The 20,786-nt window shown below is 65.3% G+C and carries 17 protein-coding genes; 10 read left to right on the plus strand and 7 right to left on the minus strand.

Annotation, left to right across the window (positions count from 1 at the left end; genetic code table 11):
• Positions 1–13: 13 nt before the first annotated feature.
• Positions 14–553, minus strand: a complete 540-nt coding sequence (gene yjgA, locus IM816_RS04330) for a ribosome biogenesis factor YjgA (RefSeq protein WP_250339913.1) — start codon at positions 551–553, stop codon at positions 14–16.
• The gene (locus IM816_RS04335) at positions 550–795 is read right to left on the minus strand and encodes a DUF1653 domain-containing protein (protein WP_072322858.1); all 246 of its coding nucleotides are present in this window, start codon (positions 793–795) and stop codon (positions 550–552) included. The genes yjgA and IM816_RS04335 overlap by 4 nt, the downstream gene beginning before the upstream one ends.
• 126 nt (positions 796–921) lie before the next feature.
• On the opposite strand from IM816_RS04335, the gene pmbA reads away from it, so the two are divergent.
• Positions 922–2,271 (plus strand): metalloprotease PmbA, encoded by a 1,350-nt coding sequence (pmbA, locus tag IM816_RS04340; RefSeq protein ID WP_250339914.1) that lies wholly within the window; start codon positions 922–924, stop codon positions 2,269–2,271.
• 99 nt (positions 2,272–2,370) lie between these two features.
• Complete coding sequence (locus IM816_RS04345) at positions 2,371–2,763, plus strand: DUF4870 domain-containing protein (RefSeq protein WP_072322860.1); 393 nt, start codon at positions 2,371–2,373, stop codon at positions 2,761–2,763.
• Between the two features lie 132 nt (positions 2,764–2,895).
• Here the strand turns inward: IM816_RS04345 and ispA are convergent, their stop codons facing one another.
• The 5 genes from ispA to IM816_RS04370 all read right to left on the minus strand — a co-directional run bounded on the left by ispA (position 2,896) and on the right by IM816_RS04370 (position 7,126).
• Positions 2,896–3,804 carry a (2E,6E)-farnesyl diphosphate synthase gene (ispA, locus tag IM816_RS04350; protein WP_250339915.1) on the minus strand — a complete coding sequence of 303 codons (909 nt, stop codon included), beginning with the start codon at positions 3,802–3,804 and terminating at the stop codon, positions 2,896–2,898.
• Positions 3,785–4,045 (minus strand): exodeoxyribonuclease VII small subunit, encoded by a 261-nt coding sequence (locus tag IM816_RS04355; protein WP_072322862.1) that lies wholly within the window; start codon positions 4,043–4,045, stop codon positions 3,785–3,787. The genes ispA and IM816_RS04355 overlap by 20 nt, the downstream gene beginning before the upstream one ends.
• Positions 4,046–4,077: 32 nt before the next feature.
• Positions 4,078–5,367 carry a tRNA lysidine(34) synthetase TilS gene (tilS, locus tag IM816_RS04360; protein ID WP_250339916.1) on the minus strand — a complete coding sequence of 430 codons (1,290 nt, stop codon included), beginning with the start codon at positions 5,365–5,367 and terminating at the stop codon, positions 4,078–4,080.
• On the minus strand, positions 5,364–6,104 hold the full coding sequence (locus tag IM816_RS04365; RefSeq protein WP_072323193.1) for an NYN domain-containing protein: 741 nt from the start codon (positions 6,102–6,104) through the stop codon (positions 5,364–5,366). Before IM816_RS04365 ends, tilS begins: the two co-directional genes overlap by 4 nt.
• A 62-nt stretch (positions 6,105–6,166) precedes the next feature.
• Positions 6,167–7,126, minus strand: coding sequence for an acetyl-CoA carboxylase carboxyltransferase subunit alpha (locus IM816_RS04370; protein ID WP_072322864.1), 960 nt, complete (start codon positions 7,124–7,126; stop codon positions 6,167–6,169).
• A 248-nt stretch (positions 7,127–7,374) separates the two neighbouring features.
• On the opposite strand from IM816_RS04370, the gene IM816_RS04375 reads away from it, so the two are divergent.
• The 8 genes from IM816_RS04375 (at position 7,375) to IM816_RS04410 (ending at position 20,786) form a co-directional block, all read left to right on the plus strand.
• Positions 7,375–7,959: a hypothetical protein gene (locus tag IM816_RS04375; protein WP_250339917.1), complete on the plus strand. Its 585-nt coding sequence runs from the start codon at positions 7,375–7,377 to the stop codon at positions 7,957–7,959.
• A gap of 288 nt (positions 7,960–8,247) precedes the next feature.
• Positions 8,248–9,255 (plus strand): glucokinase, encoded by a 1,008-nt coding sequence (locus tag IM816_RS04380; protein ID WP_250339918.1) that lies wholly within the window; start codon positions 8,248–8,250, stop codon positions 9,253–9,255.
• A gap of 119 nt (positions 9,256–9,374) precedes the next feature.
• Positions 9,375–11,597 (plus strand): beta-N-acetylhexosaminidase, encoded by a 2,223-nt coding sequence (locus tag IM816_RS04385; RefSeq protein WP_250339919.1) that lies wholly within the window; start codon positions 9,375–9,377, stop codon positions 11,595–11,597.
• 71 nt (positions 11,598–11,668) lie between these two features.
• Positions 11,669–14,848, plus strand: a complete 3,180-nt coding sequence (locus tag IM816_RS04390) for a TonB-dependent receptor (RefSeq protein WP_250339920.1) — start codon at positions 11,669–11,671, stop codon at positions 14,846–14,848.
• An 8-nt stretch (positions 14,849–14,856) separates the two neighbouring features.
• The gene (locus IM816_RS04395) at positions 14,857–16,218 is read left to right on the plus strand and encodes an APC family permease (RefSeq protein ID WP_250339921.1); all 1,362 of its coding nucleotides are present in this window, start codon (positions 14,857–14,859) and stop codon (positions 16,216–16,218) included.
• A gap of 4 nt (positions 16,219–16,222) precedes the next feature.
• Positions 16,223–18,931 carry a glycoside hydrolase family 2 protein gene (locus tag IM816_RS04400; RefSeq protein ID WP_250339922.1) on the plus strand — a complete coding sequence of 903 codons (2,709 nt, stop codon included), beginning with the start codon at positions 16,223–16,225 and terminating at the stop codon, positions 18,929–18,931.
• Between the two features lie 10 nt (positions 18,932–18,941).
• Entirely contained in the window at positions 18,942–19,952 is a 1,011-nt protein-coding gene (locus IM816_RS04405; RefSeq protein ID WP_250339923.1) for a LacI family DNA-binding transcriptional regulator, read from the plus strand.
• A 12-nt stretch (positions 19,953–19,964) separates the two neighbouring features.
• Positions 19,965–20,786, plus strand: coding sequence for a sulfotransferase family protein (locus tag IM816_RS04410; RefSeq protein ID WP_250339924.1), 822 nt, complete (start codon positions 19,965–19,967; stop codon positions 20,784–20,786).

Below are 20,786 nucleotides of genomic sequence, written 5' to 3' on the forward strand. Positions count from 1 at the left end.
CGCCGACGGCCGGTCAGTCGTTGGACGACGCTTCGAGCTCTTTCAGGATGCGGTAGATCTCGCGGAAGGCGTGCAGCGGCTTGTTCGTATCGCGCTCGGCCTTGGCCTGGCGGACCAGTGAGCGGAGATGCTGACGGTCGAGATCGGGATGGCGATCGAACAATTCGCCCAGCGCCACGTCGCCGCCTTCGAGCAGGCGCTCGCGCGCGGCTTCCAGCCGGTGCATGTGGGCGGCTTCCTGGCGCTGGCGGTCGCGATCTTCGCCGAGTGCAGCGCGAGCGTCCACGAATGCCTCGTCGCCGTGCCGGCGCATCTGTTTCGCCAGGAAGGCGAGCTGGCGCTTACGCGCGATATGCGAGGTGACCTTCCGGGTGCGGCCGATCTCGTCGACGATGTCTTCGGGCAGGTTGAGCTTGGGAATGCGGCTGGGCGGCAGCTCCATGAGCTGGCCGGCAAGCTTCAGGATGTCGAGCGCATTGCGGCGCTTTTCGCTGCGGCTGGGGCCGAAGTCTTCTTCGTGCTCGTCGTTCGGGCGCTCATCGGAGGGCTTCATGGCAGGGCCACCGTAATGGAAGGGAAGTCGGCCTCGCGCTCGAAGGCGAAGCGGGGGAAGGTCTTGCCGTCGCGTTCGACCGTCTCGGCGAACATCGCAGCGGGGCGCACCCAGAGGCGGCGCTGGTCGTACAGGTCCTGGTAGATGACCATCTCTTCCATCGTTTCGCTGTGCAGGGCCGTGCCCAGCACGCGATAGGGCATGCCCTTGAAGTGGCGGTAGTAGCCCACGCGGACGCTCATAGGAAAATCCATGGCACCATGGGATGGATGGTGCGTTGCTTTTGATCGGGCGACGCGACCCCACTTTGATGGGGATCGGCCGGATACGGCCTGACATTCTAACCGCCCAGCCCCCAGGACGCCCACGTGAGCCAAGTTGCCACCCGCGATACCAGCCTTCAGGACCTCGACCGCCTCGCCGAACTGGCCGAGGACACGATCCGCCGCGCCCGTGCGGCGGGCGCGACCCAGGCCGAGGTCTCGGCCAGCGTCGACGTCGGTCTGAATGTGAACGTGCGGCTGGGTGAGGTCGAGACGGTGGAACACACCCGCGACCGCGGCTTCGCGCTCACCGTGTATTTCGGCCAGCGCAAGGGTTCCGCGAGCACGGCGGACCTGAATCCGGACTCGATCCAGGCGACCATCGAGCAGGCCTGTGCCATCGCCCGGTTCACCGAAGAAGATCCCGCTGCCGGTCTTGCCGACGCGGACCGCATGGCGACCGCGTTCCCTGACCTCGACCTGTGGCATCCCTGGGATCTCGACGTCGATCGGGCGATCGCGCTGGGGCAGGAGATCGAGGACGCCGGTCGCGCCGTCGCCGGGATCACCAACTCCGACGGCGCGAGCGTGAACGCGGGGCAGAGCGTGTCCGTCTACGCCAACTCCCACGGTTTCGTCGGGCGCGAGCGCGGCACGCGGCATTCGCTTTCCGTGGCGGTGATCGCGGGTGACGACGAGGGCATGCAGCGCGACTACTGGTACGACAGCGCGCGCTCCGCGAGCGATTTCATGGATCCCGCAGCGATCGGCCGCAAGGCTGCCGAACGCACGCTTTCCCGTCTGGGTGCGCGGCGCCTCGGGACGCGGCAGGCGCCGGTACTGTTCGCGCCGGAGGTGGCCCGTTCGCTGCTGGGCCACTTGCTTGGTGCGGTCAGCGGCGGATCGCTGTACCGCCGCTCCAGCTTCCTCGTGGATCATGTGGGCAAGCAGATTCTGCCGTCCTGGTTCCGTATCGACGAGAAGCCGCTGGTGCCGCGCGGCATGGGTTCGTCCGTATTCGACGCCGAAGGCGTTGCGACGCTGGACGCACCGTTGATCGTGGACGGCGTGCTGCAGCGCTACATCCTCGGCAGCTATTCGGCACGCAAGCTTGGATTGGTCTCCACGGGCAATGCCGGTGGCGTGCACAACCTGTATGTGAAGACGGGTGACGACGATTTTGCCGGCATGCTGCGCCGTCTCGGCACGGGGCTGCTCGTCACCGACGTGATGGGGCAGGGCGTTTCGATCGTGACTGGCGACTACTCGCGCGGCGCGTCGGGTTTCTGGGTCGAAAACGGCCAGATCGCGTATCCGGTCGAGGAAATCACCATTGCCGCGAACCTGCGCGACATGTACGCAAATCTGGTGGCGGTCGGTGCCGACGTCGATCGCCGCTCGCACATCCTCACGGGCTCCTGGCTGGTGGAGAAGATGACCATCGCAGGCGAGTGACCGGTGTCACAGACGACCGGCACATAGGCCGGTCGTCAGCTTGACAGGCAGGCGGGCGGGCCCGAGAGTGAGTGCTGACATCACCTGGGGAGGTTCATCATGAGTACGCCGTCCGATCAGATTCCGCCGTCGCCACCGCCGTACGAGCCCACGGGGCACGCGGCCGTGAACACCGATGACAAGAACATCGCCATGCTGACCCATCTCTCGGGGATCATTTTCAGCATCATCGTGCCGCTCATCGTGTGGCTGATCCACAAGGACCGTGCCGACAAGACCTATCTCGTCACGGAAGCCAAGGAAGCGCTGAACTTCCAGATCACCGTGCTTATCGGCTACGTGATCTGCTGGGTGCTCGCCTTCGTCATCATCGGCGCGTTCCTCACGCCGCTGCTGTGGCTGTTCAACCTCATCTTCTGCATCGTGGCTGCCATTCGTGTCAGCCAGACGGGCAGCTACCGCTATCCGTTCACGCTGCGCCTGATTGCCTGATCGATCGAGCAGGCGGTACGCAGAAAAAGGAGGCCCGCCTTGGCGGGCGTCCTTTTTTTCCCGACGCGGAACGAGCAGTTCACAGCGAGCGCCACATGCCTCGCCGCGCCGTCGCCGAACAGCGTGGCCCCGCTAGTGCTGACGCCGCGCGGCGTAGTGCGCCAGTTCCGCGAGCCACTCGCCGCGTTCGCCCAGCGGCGCGATCGCATCGAGTGCGTCTTCGACCAGCGTCTTCAATCGCGCACGCGACGCATCGAGGCCGATGATCGACGGGAAGGTGGGTTTGTCGGCGGCAGCGTCCTTGCCGGCGGTCTTGCCGATGACGGCGGACTCGCCTTCCACGTCGAGAATGTCGTCGCGCACCTGGAAGGCGAGACCCACTGCGTGGCCGTAGCGATCCAGTCGTTCAAGGGTGGCGTCGTCGACGCACCCGGCGGCCAGCGCACCCAATCGGACGGATGCGCGGATGAGCGCACCGGTCTTGTATGCATGCATGCGTTCGAGTTCGTCGAGCGAGAGTCGGCGGCCGACCGCGGAAAGATCGAAGGCCTGACCGCCGGCCATGCCTTCCGCGCCACACGCAGCGCCGAGGGTGCGGAGCATGGCGATGCGTTGCCGCGGATCGTCGTCGTCGTCGTCGTTGGAGATGGCGAGAATCTCGAAGGCCAGCGCCTGCAGGGCATCGCCCGCGAGGATCGCCATGGCTTCGCCGAACACCACATGACAGGTGGGTCTGCCGCGGCGGAGATCGTCGTCGTCCATAGCCGGCAAGTCGTCGTGCACGAGCGAATAGGCGTGGATGACTTCAACGGCGCAGGCTGGTGCGTCGAGGATCGTTCCGTCGCAGCCGAGCGCGTGGCCGGCAGCGTAAACGAGCAGCGGACGCAGACGCTTGCCCCCGCCGAGCACGGCATAGCGCATGGCCTTGTGCAGGTCGGCGGGCGGGAGTTCTTCGCCGGGGAGGACGCGTGCGAGCGCGTCGTCGGCCCGGCCGACCAGCGCCTTGAGCGGCGCCGGAAGGTCAGTCGATGCGGGAGTCAAAGGGTTCGGCGGTATCGGGGGCTTCGGGATCGAGCAGCAGGCGCACGCGCAATTCCGCCTGCTCCAGCGCTGTCTGGCAGTGCCGGTAGAGGCCGATACCGCGTTCGAACGATTTCAACGATTCGTCGAGGCTCAGCTCCCCGCCTTCCATGCGCGTGACCAACTGCTCGAGTTCGTCGAGCGAATGCTCGAACTCGGCAATCGAGGCGGTGGGAGCGGTGGGGGCGGGAGACTTCGGCATGGCCGCAAAACTAGCTCACGCAGGGCTTTCGATCAATCGTCGCGATGCCACAGCAGGCTTCCGCCCACATCGGCGAACAGCCTTTTCCCTTCCTCGCTCAACCACTTGTCGGCCACGGCGACGAGCCTCCCAGCATGCTCGATCAGCGGGATGCGCTGACGCTCCCAGGGCGGTACGCCGGCTTGCTGGAAGAGGTCGCGCAGTTCGCGCGTATGCCGATCGCCGTGGGGGCGGAGGGCCTCGCCGCCCCGCCGGTAGCGCACGGTCACCGGTTCCGGGAGCCGCGCGCCGGACAGCATCAGCGTGCCGCCACACGGCAGCGCAAGAAGCTCACCGCGCCACGGCGCAGACCAGTCGGTGTCGAAGCCGGCGCGCCGGGGCATGGCCCAGAGCCGGCCTCGCCACACGCGCAGTTCCGTGTCCGCCCAGCCCACCAGCGGCAGCCGTTCGGCCGCTGCCTCGCGTACCTGCCGTTCCAGCGTCTCGCGTTGCGCGGTAGTGGGCGCGGTGAGCCCCTGGGCGTGCAGCCAGTGTTCGAGCAGCGGGGCGCGCCACGCCAAGGGGAGGTCCAGCCACGCGCTCGCGTCGAGACTGTTGCGGTCGTCGCGCAGCCCGGCAAGCGCCTGAAGCCAGGCCTCGCGCAGGCTCTCGGCGGCCTCGCCGCAGAGGCGCGCGCTGTGTGCGATGCTGACCGCCGCCTGCGGCCACTGTGCCGTCAGCGCTGGCATGACGGTGCCGCGCAGGTAACCGCGCGCGATACGCGGGTCGTCGTTGGACGGGTCGTGCACCGTCTCCAGATCGAACGCGGCGATGTGTTCGAGTAGGGCGGCGCGTGGCAGGCCGAGCAAGGGGCGCCACAGCATGCCGGCACCCAGGGGGCGCAGGGCACGCATGCCGGCGAGGCCTTCCGGCCCCGCGCCCCGCAGGAGCTTGAGCAGCACCGTCTCTACCTGATCCTCGCGATGGTGGGCGAGCACCAGCCGTTCACCCGGTCGAAGCGACGCCGCGAAGGCGGCGCGCCGTGCGCGTCGCGCCGCGGCTTCCACGCCTTCGCCGCGGGTCAGGTCGACCGTGACACGCAAGGTCTCGTACGGAATGTCGAGGGATTCGCAGAAGCGACGACAATGCACCGCCCAGATGCCGCTTTCCGCATGCAGGCCGTGGTCGACGTGAAGCGCGCGCAGTGCGGGGCGTGGGGTGCGTATCGCGAGCGCGTGGAGCAGGGCGGTGGAATCCGGGCCGCCGCTGTAGCCCACCACGAGCGGAGCCTCCCCGGCGGCCTCGAGCTCACTTGCAAGATGATCGGCGAGCGTGGCGCTCATTTCCCCTTGCCACGCATGCGCACGTAGAGATGCTTCGCGTTGCCGAACTGGCGTTCCTCGACGTCGAACAAGCCGATGCCGTTGATGAGCCCGCTCAGTTTCGAATACCCGTAGTTGCGCGAGTCGAAGTCGGGCGAGCGCTTGCTGAGGATGCTGCCGATACCCCCTAGCGCGGCCCATCCGTTCTCATCGGATGCCGCGTCGATCGCGTTGCGCAGCAGGTTCATCAGTTTCGTGTCGCCACGCAGTTCGTTCCCGCTCTTCGGCGCGGCGGCCACTTCGGCTTCGCTTTGCTCCGTGCCGACGAGCACCTCGGTGTAGATGAACTTGTCGCACGCCGAAACGAACGCCTTGGGCGTTTTCTGTTCGCCGAACCCGTAGACGATGAGGCCAGCCTCGCGGATGCGCGAGGCAAGACGGGTGAAATCGCTGTCGCTGGAGACGATGCAGAAGCCGTCGAAGCGCTCCGAGTAGAGCAGGTCCATGGCGTCGATGATCATCGCCGAGTCGGTGGCGTTCTTGCCCGAGGTATAGGCGAACTGCTGGATGGGCTGGATCGAGTGGTCGAGCAGAGCCGTTTTCCAGCCGTTGAGGTTGGGTCCTGTCCAGTCGCCGTAAATACGTTTGACGTGTGCCGTGCCGTATTTGGCGACTTCGGCGAGCAGGCCGTCCACGATGGCCGGCCGTGCGTTGTCGGCATCGATGAGCACGGCCAGCTTGTTGGCGTCGTTAGCCATGGCGGTATCCAGGGTTGACGGTGCACCGATGGTACACGGACCCGGGCGACCGCCCGGTGACATCAGCCCTCGTTGAAGGCGCCGTAGCCGCGCAGGCGCTGGTAGCGCTTCTCCAGCAGTTCGTCGATCGGCAGGCTTTCCAGTTCGTCGAGCTGGTTCAGCAGCACGGCCTTGAGACGGACGGCCATCGACTGCGGGTTGCGGTGTGCGCCACCGAGCGGCTCGCGCACGATCTTGTCGATGAGGCCGTTTTCGAGCAGGCGCGGCGCGGTGAGGCCCATGACCTCCGCGGCGTCCTTCGCCTTGTCGGCGCTCTTCCACAGGATCGACGCGCAACCCTCGGGTGTGATGACCGAGTACGTGGAGTACTGCAGCATCAGCGTACGGTCGCCCACGCCGATAGCCAGCGCGCCGCCCGAGCCGCCCTCGCCCGTGACAGTGCAGACGATCGGCACGCGCAACTCTGCCATCTCCAGCAGGTTGCGCGCGATGGCTTCGGACTGCCCGCGCTCTTCCGCATTGATGCCGGGCCATGCGCCCGCGGTGTCGATGAAGGTGAACACCGGAATCTGGAACCGCTCGGCGAGCTTGAACAGACGCAGCGCCTTGCGATACCCCTCGGGGCGCGGCATGCCGAAGTTGCGCTTGACCTTGGACTTGGTATCGCGGCCTTTCTGGTGGCCGACGATCATGATCGAGCGACCGTTGATGCGACCGAGGCCGCCGACGATGGCCTGGTCGTCCGCGAACATGCGGTCGCCCTTCAACTCGTGGAATTCCTCGCACATGCCCTGGATGTAGTCGAGCGTGTACGGCCGCGCCGGGTGGCGGGACACCTGGCTGATCTGCCACGGCGTGAGGTTGCGGAAGATCTCGGCGGTCTTGACCTTCAACTTCTCGCGAAGCCGGCCCACTTCCTCGTCGATGTTGAACGCTTGCCCGCTACTGGCATGGCGCAGTTCTTCGATCTTCGCTTCCAGTTCGGCGATGGGCTGTTCGAAATCGAGGAAGTTGGGATTCATGGATTCGGATATTCCGGACAAGACCCGTGATTATAACCGGGGGATGGGGCGGGTGGCGTGCGCACCGGTATGGACGGTTCCAGGGGCTTTCGGGCCTGGGCCGGCCCGTAGGCCGATGCCGTCGCCGGCAGTCAGGGTTGGGCTCGCCCGATGTAGCGGGTGCCCTGGATGAGGCCGGACTCGGGTGTAATCGGTCGGCCGGTGCACCGCCGGCTTTTCCCCCCAACGACTGACAGGGAGTCTAGTCAATGTCCATCCCCCGTTTCACAACCGCCTGCCTCGCCCTCGCGCTGTCGCTCTCTGCAACGGCGGCCGCTGCCAGCGTCCCGTTCTGCTCGCCGTCATCGGCGACCGCCGAATGCCGCGTGTCTATCGAGAACGCGCATTTCGAACAAGCCTCGTCACGATTTTCCTGGGGCTCGGGCTTTCCCTCGGTCACGTCGCCCGCATGGGAGAAGCTTGGGGATGCCGACGGTCAGCTTTCCTTCGCACCGGATCAGATGATTTTCCAGATGGTCCATGCTCCCGCCACGGCCGACAACCACGCCATGAACTTCGTTCCGCAGTTGCGCGTGCGAAGCGAGGGCGGCGAGGCCACGGTCCGTCTCAAGGTGCAGGTGCTCGACGGACCGGAAAGCCCCGTCGTTTTTTCCAGGGACTACGTCGTGGACGGTGAGTGGAGCACCCCGTCCGGCGGGTTCGTCCTCGACCAGGTGCCGTCGTCATCGACCACTCTTGCCATCACCGTCAGCCGTGTCGACACGAACGCCGCGGCGTCCTTGAAGCTGGATAAGGTGCGGCTGCTGCGCCAGCGTCTGGCCAGCGAAGAGTAAGCACCTGCGTTAGCGGTGTCCGCTTCACGATCGGTCACCCGATATCGGGCTCGGCCGGCGGAAGCGGACTCCGCCTCTGCCTCGCGCAGCTCGCATAGAAGGATTTTCACGAACACCGCTTTTCTCGCCGGCCACGGCTCGCGAGCGATCTGCTGCCCCTGCTGCCCCTGTTGCGCCATGCCTTGACACCGGTGTCAGTCCCATTACACCCTGATGACCAATCCGGTGCGGGGGCACTTGGATGGGGTGATTCACCCAGGGGACCAAAAGGGTGGGGGACATCGGGGGATGAACTTTCTTGCGGGCGATATCGGCGGCACGAACGGCCACGTCGCGCTTGTGCGTGCCGCCACCGACGGGCGACCGGACGGCATCGAGACGCTCGCCTATCGGGTGTTCACCTGCGCCGACTTTCCCTCGCTCACCGCCATGCTCCAGACATTCATCGTGGCCGAGGTTCGTGAACCGGTCTCGCACTGTGTGCTGGCGTGCGCCGGCCAGGCGATGGGCGACGAGGTGGTGAACGACAATCTCGCCTGGCCCGTTCGGTCCGACATCCTGCGCGCCACGCTCGGTTTGGCCGAGGTCGCGCTTCTCAACGATTTCGAAGCCTTGGCCTATGCCATCGAGGGACCGTTGGCGGCGAGCGGTAGGCACCTTTGCGGTCCTTCCGTACGCGGCCTGGGACCGTCGCTGGTGGTCGGTCCGGGCACCGGCCTGGGCGCGGCGGTCTATGTGCCCGGATCGCCCCATGCGGCGGTCTTCGCGACGGAAGCCGGTCAGATGGATTTTGCGCCTCACTCGCTGCGCGAGCGCGCGGTGCTGGCGTGGCTCGCGCCTGAGGGTGGCTACGTACCGGTCGAACGTATCGTATCGGGACCGGGACTGCTGACCCTCTACGAGGCGCTGTGCAGCATCGACGGCGAGCTGCCGACGTTGGCGACACCGAGAGCGGTCACCACCGCGGCCGCGGCGCAAGCCGACCCTTACGCGATGGAAGCGGTCGACGTGTTCTGCGCGGCGCTCGGTAGTTTCACGGGCAATCTCGCCATGACGACCATGCCTACCGGCGGGATTTTCCTGGCGGGCGGCTTCCTGTCCTCCATGTTCGACCTGCTCGCGCGCAGCGCCTTCGAAGAACGCTTTCTGCATGGGCGCAGCGTGCGGGCCCTCCTTGCCGAGGTGCCGGTATGGGTCACCGAACACGGTAGCCACGGCGTGCAGGGCGCCGCCCGCTGGTACATGCACCACCGTGCGTTGTCCGGTGTCGCACCCACTACGGGTGCATCGCCGTGAGGCTGCGCGGATCGGGAACAGCGATCCGACGTGTCGCCGCGGCGTGCGCGGCAATGACCGCGTGTGTGCTGGCGACGAGCGCGTTCGCCGGATCCGCCTCGGGCTGGTCGCTACTCCCCATGCCCGCCGTCGTGAGGCCGGCCGCTGCGGGCACGGTCGACATCCGCGACGGCGCAGGCGTCGCCGTGCGCGGAGTCTCCGACGCCGCCATGGCGACTGTCGTCGACAACTTCGTGCAGCGACTCGCGACCGTGCGTGGTCTGACGATGCGCAAGGTCGCTGGCGGCGAGCCGGCGATGGTGACATTCGACGTTCGCTCGGACGCACCCGTCGTGGGCGAGGAAGGCTATGCGATAGCCGTGGGCGAACAGGGCATCGTCGTCACGGCGCGCACGCCGCGCGGCGCGTTCTACGGAAGCGTGACGGTATGGCAGTTGATGACGCAGCCGGGTTGGACGCGTGGCGAACCCGCGCGCGTGCCTTACGGCAACATCGAGGACCATCCGCGCTTCGCATGGCGCGCCGTGTTGCTCGACTCGAGCCGGCATTACCAGGGCGCGGACGAGATCAAGCGACTGATCGACGTGATGTCGCTCGACAAGCTCAACGTGCTCGTCTGGCACCTCACCGATGACCAGGGCTGGCGCCTGCCGGTACCGAGCTACCCCGAGCTGTCCACGACAGGCGCCTGTCGTGACGCGGTGGGCAACGACAGTGAAGTAACCGGTGCTCCGACCAAACCGTATTGCAAGGTCTACACGACCGCCGAGATCGGCGACATCGTGCGTTATGCCGCCGCACGCTATGTCGAGATCGTGCCGGAGATCGATCTTCCGGGGCATTCGCAAGCCGCCATCGCCGCCTATCCGTGGCTCGGTGTGACGGGCAAGCGCCCACCCGTGTGGACCGATTGGGGTGTGAGCCCATGGCTGCTCAATCCGAATGCGAAGACGCTGCGCTTCGTGACGGACGTGATGGACGAAGCGATGCGGCTGTTTCCGTCGCGCTACATCTCCATCGGCGGCGATGAGGCGGACAAGCAACAGTGGAACGCGTCGCCCGAGGTCAACGCGCAGATGAAGGCGCTGAAGCTCGCCAACATGGACGAGCTGCAGGGCTGGTTCATGCAGCAGGTGGCCACGTATCTTGTCGAGCACGGTCGGACACCGGTGGGCTGGGACGACGAGGTAGCCGCGGGCGTCGCACTTCCGCAGGGTCAGGTAGTGATGTCCTGGCACGGCGATCACGACGAGCGCGTGGCGCTTGCGGCGCTTCGCCAGGGCCACGACGTGGTGATGACGCCGCAGGAATCGTTGTACTTCGACCACCGGCAATCCGGACATGCGGACGAATGGGCTGGCCCGCCGCCCGAGGTCACGCTGCGCGACGCCTACGACACGCAGCTTGTACCCCCGGGCACCCGTGCGGACGAAGCGAAACATATCGTCGGCGTGCAGGCCGGCCTCTGGTCCGAGCAGTTGCTGACGTTCGCGCATGTGCAGCATGCCGCCTTCCCGCGCATCGCCGCGCTGGCCGAGCTGGGCTGGTCGCCGCCGGCTGCCCATGACTGGGATGGATTCCTTGCGCGTCTCCCCGGTGAGTTGGCGCGTTACCGCGCACTAGGTATCGCCAGCGCGGATAGCGCGTTTGCGCCGACGTTCGAGATATCGCATCCGGCCGAAGGAGCATTTCGCGCCGTGCTCGCGAACCAGATTCACGCTGGCGACATCCGTTACACCATCGATGGCACCGAGCCTGCCGCGAACTCCCCGACCTACACGCAGCCCCTTTCGCTGCCGGTGGGAGCCACCTTGCGGGCAGCCACATTTGCGACCGACGGCAGCGTCCTTGCCACGGCCCGTTCGACCTCGCTGGACGAGGCCACGTTGTGGAGCCGCGACAGCTCTGCGCTGGAGACCTGCTCGGGCGAGCCACCGTCGCGTCTGCAGGGTTCGGCACCGGCACATGGCCCGAGTCCAGTCTACGCGGTCGAGATCGGAAACGCCTGCTGGATCTGGCCGGCAGTAAGCCTGCAGGGCGCGACCCGTGTGGCCGTGACGGCCGAAAAGCTGCCCTGGCGCTACGGCGACGAAGCCCGTGGTGCCGTGGTGCACAGTGGCAACGATACGGGCGACGCCATCGAAATCCATGCCAACCGTTGCGACGGCCCGCGACTGGCGATGCTGCCGCTTGGCAGCGTCTTGCCGGCGGGCGGGTTGGTGCGACGGGAGACGAACCTCCCGGCACGTATTGCTGCGGATGTGCACGCCTTGTGTGTCTTCGCAACGGGCGACCCACGCCAAGGGCAGTGGGCGATCGGAAAGCTTTCGTTCTTGAAGTAAAGACGGCACGCCTTCGGGCACGGCCGGGCAGTACGCGTTCCCGACAGGCAACAGTCACGAGGTCACGGCTCATGTCCACAGCACTTCGCAAGCATCCCTTGTCGTTCGCCATCGCGGTGACCCTGCTGGCCGTCGCTTCGACGGCAGTGGTCGCCCAGGACGGGCAGGCCGCGCCGCCGGCTACCCCGCAAGCCAAGCCGCCCACGGTCGCCGCCAAAAAAGGGGACGACAAGGACAAGCAAGGCGACGCGGCGAAGGGTGCCGTCGATCTATCCGGCGTCACGGTCACGGGCGTTCGCGCATCGCAGATGAAGGCGATAGACGTGAAGCGCGACGCCGACAAGATCCAGGACAGCATCACTGCCGAAAACATCGGCGCACTGCCCGACACGACGATCACCGACTCGCTCCAGCGCATCACCGGTGTGCAGATCAATCGCGATGCGGGTGTGGGTACCTCGGTGGACGTGCGCGGCCTCCCGCAGGTGGGCACCATGCTCAACGGTGAGGTATTCATCACCGCGGACCAGATCGATTCCCAGCAGCCCGACTTCAGCATGCTGCCATCGACGCTGTTCCACGGCGCGGACGTGGTCAAATCGTCCACCGCCAACGAAACCGATGCGGGTATCAGCGGCGCGATCGACCTGCACACCTATCGGCCCTGGGATCTGCCTTCGGGCTTCACGTACAGCTATTCGGCCAATGGCGAGCGCGGCTCGACCACGAAGCATACGGGGCCGGAGGCTAACGGCCTCTTTTCCTACAACGACCACGGTCGCTGGGGATTCCTCATCTCGGGCGATTACTCCGATACGCGGCGCATGAACTCCACCGAAGGCCTCGATCAGTATGGCGCGGTGCTCAACGGCGAGAACGCCACCAGCGCCGGTGGCTACAACGGCTTCCTCACGCCGTGGAACGGTGCGCCCATCCCCTCGCAGATCGTGCAGAACGCCGATGGCAGCGTGGACGTGAACGGGGACGGCAAGTCGAACGGCGTCTTCATGGGCAGCCAGAATTTCGGCATCAACCAGATCACTACCCAGCGCCAGCGGAAGTCGGGTAATGCGTCGTTCCAGTTCGACATCGGTAACGGCTTCAGCCTGACGAGCGATTACTTCTATTCGCAGCAGCACCAGTTCGATCGAAACGTAGGCGTCCAGTTCAACTCCACCAACTGGCAGGGCGCGACGTACGTGCCGCTGCAGTCGCGCGATACCGGCCGGCCGGCACTCGGTTCATACGGCACGCCGGAACCGGGTTGGGAGGGATCGAACATCTACACGACGCAGGTCTACAAGAAGTGGCCGGGCGACGTGGAGTCGTATTCACAGATGATCCGCAAGTTTTCCGTAGCGAAGAACCTGAATCTGCAGCTCGACTACGATGACGGCGGCCCCTTCACCGGATCGCTTCGCGGCATCCACGACACGGCGTCGCAATCCGTGCAGGAAACCGACGTCAATATTTCCGATTCGGACGGCGCCCTCTGGCCCAACGTGCTGAAGGACGGCGTGTCCGATGATGCGGTCCCGCCCGGGACGATGGTCTATCCCGCTGAACTGGGCGGCAATCGTGTCTTCAATCCCACGGGCATCCCGCAGAACACGCTTCCCATCGTCGCGGACTTCCGTGGCCGATACCTAAAGATCAGCACACCGGCCGAGCTGGCGGCAGCGTTCGCCAATCCCGCCGCCTGGACCATGAAGACGCTCGAATCGTCCGGCAACTACGATCGCAAGGTGGCCCTCAACGCCTTGCGATTCGACGGCAAGTTCGAGTTCAACGACGGCTTCAAGCTCGAGTTCGGCGTGCGCAACAGCATCCGCAACGCCGGTAACAAGGGCTGGACGTTCGAGACGCCGGTCTACGCCGGCATGGGTGCGAGCGATCCTGGCGGGTGTCTGGTGCGTTACGTCGGCGCCGATGTGGTGTTGAACAGCGGGTCGTGCACGGCGGGCAACGACCAGGGCTATTTCCGCGCCGGTCCACTGTCGGCCATTTCCATGCCGAACACCGCGGCACCGCTGGCGAACAACTTCAAGGCGTATCACAACCTGCTCGGCTCCGGCATCGACTTCTGGGCGATCGACCCGGATGCCATGAAGAATCCCGAGGCTTACTGGAAGTCGCTATACCCGGATACGGTGCGGGTGGCCGAACCCGGCACCACCTGGGGCGTGCGGCTCAAGGAACTGTCGAGCTACCTGCAGGGCGACTTCAACGGCATGATCGGCGACATGCCTTACAGCGGCAACGTCGGCGTACGTCTCATCCGCAGCAACCTCGACGTGACGCAGCATCTTAGCGGCGATCCGGGCGCGTACGGCGACGAGCCGGAGGATGTGGGCAGGGACATCACGAAGCGCTCGTACCAGGACGTATTGCCGTCGGCCAACTTCTCCCTGGACGTGACGGACAGCCTCAAGTTTCGCCTGGCGTACTCGAAGAACATGATGCCGCTGGACCTGAGCACCTGGGGCGGCGGTCTGCAGTTGAACTACTCGTTGTCCGAGACGCCGGACGGGCCCGTGTTCCGTGTGGCCAACGGCACGTCGTCGGGCAACCCTAAACTGGACCCTTGGCGTTCGACCAACTTCGGCGCCTCGGCGGAGTGGTACATCAACCCCACCAGCATGGTCAGCCTCGCGCTGTTCCGCATCAACGTGGACAGCTTCATCAAGAACGGTAGCGTCACCAACTGCACGCTGCCCGATGAGGACGGTGTGGTGCGCAACCACTGCATCGTGATCACCGAGCCTGTGCAAGGCACAGGCAACAGCATCAAGGGCGCGGAGTTCGATTACCGCCAGGGCTTCACCTTCCTGCCAGGCATCTTCTCGAAGACAGGCGTGGAGTTCAATGCCACCTACGCGCCAAGCAATTCCGGCGAGAAGGATCTTGCCGGCAAGAAAATCCCGTTCCAGGACAATTCGACGAAGTCGGGCAACGTCATCCTCTGGTACCAGGACGACCGCTTCCAGGCACGCGTGGCATACAACTATCGCTCGCGGCGCGCGGTGTCCGACAGCGTCGGCGGCATCACCGGGCTGGAGCTGTACGAAGCGCCGCAGGAATACATCGACGCATCCATCTCGTACAAGTTCGCCAAGCAGCTCGAAGTGTTCCTCAACGGCACGAACCTGACCAACGAATACCAGCGCTATTACCTGACGTGGAAGGATCAGCCCGGGCACTCGACATTCTCCGAGCGCATGTTCATGTTCGGCATCCGTGGCCAGTGGTAGGGGAACCCATGAGCGAGCGTCAGTTCCATCGGTCTATCGGTGTCTTCTCCGGCACCGCCATCAACATGACGCAGATGTGCGGGATCGGTCCGTTCATCACCATCCCGCTGATGGTGGCGGCCATGGGCGGGCCGCAGGCCATCGTCGGGTGGATCGTGGGCGCACTGCTCGCCATCGCCGATGGACTGGTGTGGGCGGAACTGGGCGCGGCCATGCCGGGTTCCGGCGGTACCTATGTGTACCTCCGGCGGGCGTTCCAGGCACGTAGCGGCAAGCTCATGCCGTTCCTCTTCATCTGGACGATGCTGCTCGCCATACCCCTGCTGATGTCCACGGGCATCATCGGCATGGTCGAATACCTGCAGTTCTTCTTCCCGAACATGGGCTGGTGGACCGCACGCATCGTCGGCGTGGCAGCGACGGCACTCGTGACGTGGCTGCTTTACCGCCGCATCGAATCCGTGCGAGTCATCACCATCGCTTTGTGGGTGATCATGCTCGTCTCGATCGTCGGAGTGGCGGCGGCCGGTTTCTCCCATTTCGATCCCCGACTGGCATTCGACTTTCCGGCGGGTGCATTCGGCCCGCGTTTCTTCGTCGGGCTCGGGGCGGGTCTCATTATCGGTGTATACGACTACCTCGGCTACAACACCACAGCCTATATTGGCGACGAACTGCGCGACCCGGGGCGCACCATGCCGCGCACCATCATTATCTCGATCGTCGCCATGATGGTGATTTATCTCCTCCTCAACATCAGCGTGCTGGGTGTGGCGCCGTGGCAGGAGATCGCCGCGTCCAAATCCGTGGCATCGCTGGTGGTGGAGCGGAGCTGGGGCCATACGGCGGCTGCAGTGATGACGGCTCTCATCATCATCACCGCATTGGCCTCGGTGTTCACAGGCTTGCTCGGCGGCTCGCGCGTGCCATTCGAGGCGGCGCGTGACAAGGTTTTCATTTCGACCTTTGGCAGGCTTCATGCGAAGCACGGCTTTCCGCACATCGCCTTGCTGACGATGGGCACGGTCACGGCCATCGGCACCTTCTTCGATCTGACCGACGTCATCAACATGCTGCTGACGGCGACGATCCTGGTGCAGTCGATCGCACAGATCGTGGCCCTCATCGTCCTGCGTCGCCGCGAACCTGGGCTTCACCGGCCCTATAGGCAATGGCTCTACCCGGTGCCTTGCATCATTGCCCTCGTGGGCTGGGTGTACGTGTACGTATCCGCGTCACCGCTTTCGCTGATGCTGTCGGGCGCATGGATCGTCGCAGGCCTCGTGGTGTTCACGCTGTGGGCTCGGGTGAACGCAGCATGGCCCTTCGCGCCGACCGAGATGCCCTCCACCGCCGCCCCGGAGCTTTGACGTCATGCCAGTTTCAGCGAGGATCGTCCTTGCAGCAGTCATCGCAACGAGCCTGGCATCCGCCTCCGTGGCGATGGCAGGTACTACCTACACCGACACGCGCGTTGCCGCGGACACCGGCACAGCCAGCCCGATCGGCCATTGGCAGATTCAGGACACCGCAAAAGCGCAGAGCGACGGCGCGACGATTTCCAAGCATGGCTTTGCCACGAAGGACTGGTATCCGGTCACCGGCCGCGCCACGGTCATGGCAGGGTTGTTGGAGAACGACGTCTTCAAGTTCGACGTCTTCCATAGCGACAACCTTCGCGCGGTGCAGGTGCCCGACGCCAGCGGCAACCTGTTCGTGACGCCGTGGTGGTACCGCGCGGGCTTCGAACTGTCGGAGGCGGAGGGAACACGACATACCTTGCTGCGCACCCACGGCATCATCGCCGCCGCGGACGCGTGGGTGAATGGGCAGAAGGTGGCCGACCATGCGGATCTCGCCGGGGCGTATCCCGAGCACGACATCGATGTGACGCGATGGGTGCATGCCGGTGCCAACGTCGTCGCCTTGAAGGTTTATCCCGGCGATCCACGAATGAGTCTGTCCATCGGCTGGGTCGATTGGAATCCCACGCCGCCGGACAACAACATGGGCCCATGGCGTGGCGTGGACATCGTTCAAACGGGCCCCGTGGCGCTGAGCGCGCCACACGTCGCTCCGACCTTGTCGACAGACCTGGCTCAGGCGACCCTGGCCGTGACCGTCACGGCGACGAACCTCGATGCGGTGGCGCACGACGTCACCGTCTCGGGCACCGCCGCCGACAAGCCGGTGCAACAGACGGTCCGTCTCAGCCCGGGGGAGGCGAAGGTCGTGTCGCTCGCTTCCGGTTCCGCGCCGGTCGTGACGTTGGATCATCCCAAGGTGTGGTGGCCCATCGGCATGGGCGAACATCCGTTGTATCGAATGGCGGTGACCGCGACGGTCGACGGCGCGCCCTCGGACCGCGCAGCGACGAACTTCGGCGTGCGCCGCGTCGAGTCCACGCTCACCCGCCAGGGCTATCGCCAGTTCATCATCAATGGTCAGCCGTTGTTGATACGCGGCGGCGGTTGGGCACCCGATATGTTTCTGCGCGACGATCCAGCGCGCATGGAGGCCGAGTTCAGCTACGTGGTGAATCTCGGCCTCAATACCATACGCAGCGAAGGCAAGCTGGAGAACGAACGCTTCTACGATCTTGCCGACCGCAACGGCATCCTCGTGCTGCCCGGCTGGGAATGCTGCGACAAGTGGGAAGCTGCCGCGCAGACGGGTGGCGAGCCCTGGACCGACGCCGACATGCGCGTCGCGCAGGCATCGATGGCGAGCGAGGCGCGCCTGTTGCGCAATCATCCGTCCGTAATCGGCTTCTACATCGGCAGCGACCACGCGCCGCCGCCTGCGCTTGCGAAGATGTACATGGATACGCTTCGTGCCGAACGATGGTCGTTGCCCGTCATTTCCGCAGCCATCGACGTGACGACGGCCGAAGCCGGCCCCTCGGGCATGAAAATGGCGGGCCCCTACGACTGGATCCCGCCCTCGTACTGGTACGCGGACAAACTCGGCGCGGCATTCGGGTTCGATTCGGAAGTCAGTGCGGGAGCCGTCATCCCGCGTCTGGAGGATGTGCAGCGCATGCTGTCACCGCAGGAGCAGGAAGCGTTGTGGAGGTACCCGGAGACCCGGCAGTACCATGCCTCGGCCGACTGGTCGACGTTCGCCGTGCTCACGCCATTCGACACTGCGCTCGCGAAACGCTACGGCGCACCGACCGACCTCGCCGACTATGTGGCGAAGGCTCAGTTGGACAACTACGACAATGTGCGCGCGCAGTTCGAAGCCTTCAATGCACGCATGGGTGCGGCGAATCCTGCCACGGGCGTCATCTACTGGATGCTCAACAACGCTTGGCCGTCGCTTCACTGGCACCTGTACGACTACTACCTTAATCCGGCTGGCGCGTACTACGGTGCGAAGAAAGCGAACGAACCGCTGCACATCCAGTACTCGTACGATTCGCGCTCCATCGTGGTCGTGAACCATACGCTGGAGCAACGACGTGGCTTGCAGGCCTCGGTCAAGGTGCGCAACCTCGACGGCAGCGTGCGCTACGACAAGCAGGTGCAGCGCATCGACCTGCTGGGCAATCATGCACAGACGGTGCTCGATCTGCCGTCGGTCGCCGGTTTGTCCACGGTGTATTTCGTCGAACTCGCACTGACCGAAGCCGACGGAAAGCCCGTGAGCCGTAATGTCTACTGGCTGTCCACGCGCAAGGACACGCTCGACTGGCCGAAGTCGAACTGGTACCTGACACCGGTCGTTCAGTACGGTGATTTCAGCGCCCTGGCTTCGTTGCCGAAGGCCACTCGCGAGGTCCGCGCTTCGACCGTGCGCGACGGCGACTACGCGGTGACCACGGTCACGCTCTCCATTCCTTCGTCGTCGCCTTCGGCTGCCGTGCAGGAACATCTGGCGATCCGCCGTGGGGCAAAGGGCGAGCTTGCGCTGCCCGTGACCTGGTCTGACAATGACGTGACGCTCTGGCCCGGCGAATCCGTCGTGCTCACGGCGCGCTATCCGGCGCAGGGCACGGCCGGTACGGTGGTCGAGGTGTCCGGTTGGAATACTCCCGCGGCGCAGGTGGTTGCGGGAGCCACCCAGGGAACGAAGCATTGAAGAGGCCTTCATGTCGCGCGTGACCATCAACGATGTGGCTCGTGCGTCCGATACATCCAAGAAGACCGTTTCCCGCGTGCTCAACCAGGAACCGGGCGTGCGCAAGGAAGTGCGCGAACGGGTGATGGCGGCCGTTGCGGCATTGAACTACCGCCCGCTCACGTCGGCGCGAAGCCTGGCTACCAATCGTTCCTTCATGATCGGGCTGTTGTACGACAACCTCTCGCCCAGCTACATCATGGAGGTGCAGGCCGGCGTGCAGGAGGCCTGCGAGGCGCAGCAGTACAGCATGATGGTGCAACCGCTGGACTCCACGGCGCCGGATTTCATGGAGCGCGTCGAAGGCATCCTGTGGCGGCACCGCCCTGATGGTTTGATCCTCACGCCGCCCATTACGGACCACCCGGCGCTGCTCGCGCACCTGCGCAGCGCGGGCCTGCCGTTCGCTTCCATCGCGCCGCGCAAGGCGAAGGGCGTCGCGGGGGTCATCCTTCATGAGCGCGAGGCTGCGGCTGCGATGGTCGATCATCTGGTCGCGCTGGGACATCGCCGTATCGCGCACATCATTGGCGATCCGAAGCATGGCGCAGGTGTGTGGCGCCTCGCGGGCTACCGCGACGGCATGAAGCGCGCCGGCCTGGAGGAACGTGCCGATTACATGGTGCAGGGCCAGTTCTCGTTCGAATCCGGGGTAAAGGCTGCTCGCCAGTTGCTGCGGCTGAAGCAGCGACCCACGGCGATCTTCGCAGCCGACGACGATATGGCCGTCGGTGCCATATGGGCCGCCGCCGAAGCGGGCGTGATGGTGCCCGCCGAGGTTTCCATCTGCGGTTTCGACGACACGACGATCGCGACGCAGGTCTGGCCGCTGCTCACCACCGTTCACCAGCCAGTACGCGACATGGGTAAGCGCGCCACGGAGGAACTGCTGCTTGGTCTCCTCGGCAAAGGCGAACCCCACATGGTCGAGGTCGACTACCAAATGCGTCTGCGTGCATCCACAGCGCCCGCGCCGCCCTAGAGGAAACACCGTATGTCCGAGCGCCGATACCATTTCATCTCGGGCCTGCCGCGCGCGGGCACCACGTTACTCGCGGCCATCCTGAACCAGAATCCGCGCTTCCGCGCCGGCATGACCAGCCCGGTGGCCGACATCATGGGTGTGGTAGTGGCCGAGGCCAGCAGCAAGAACGACTTCGCCTTCGACGTCACGGACGCGCAACGGACGGCCATGCTGCGGGGCCTGGTGGAGAACTTCTATTCCGTCGATACCCGCGCGGAAGCGGTGTTCGACATGAGCCGCCTCTGGTGCAGCCGCATGGGTCTGCTCGCCACGCTGTTTCCGGGGGTAAAGGTCGTCGCCTGCGTGCGTCAGCTTGCCTGGGTGCTCGACAGCATGGAGCGTCTGGTTCAGAAGCAGCCGGTGAGCGTCAGCAAGGTGTTTCGCTTCGATACCAACACGACGGTCTATTCGCGCGTCGAGGCGCTGACCGATCCACGCGGCATGGTCGGTTTCGCGTACCAGGCAACGAAGGAAGCCTTCTACGGCGCATGGGCGCGCGATCACCTGTTGCTGCTGACCTATGAGAGCCTGGTGCGCGATCCGGAAGCCGCCTTGCGCGCGGTGTACCGGTTCCTGGGCGAGCCTTGGTTCGCGCATGACTTCGACGACATCGCGTACAGCGCCGACGAATTCGACGCGCGGGTGGGCATGCCGGGGTTGCACGTCGTCCGTGCCAAGGTGGAGGCCGTCGAACGCCCGCCGGTGCTGCCGCGTGAGGTCTTCGCGCGCTTCGCCAACGAGGCGTTCTGGGCCGATCCGAAGAACAACGTCCATCAGGTGCCCATCGTCTGA

Origin of the sequence: Luteibacter flocculans, from assembly GCF_023612255.1 — a bacterium.
Classification (GTDB): Bacteria; Pseudomonadota; Gammaproteobacteria; order Xanthomonadales; family Rhodanobacteraceae; genus Luteibacter; species Luteibacter flocculans.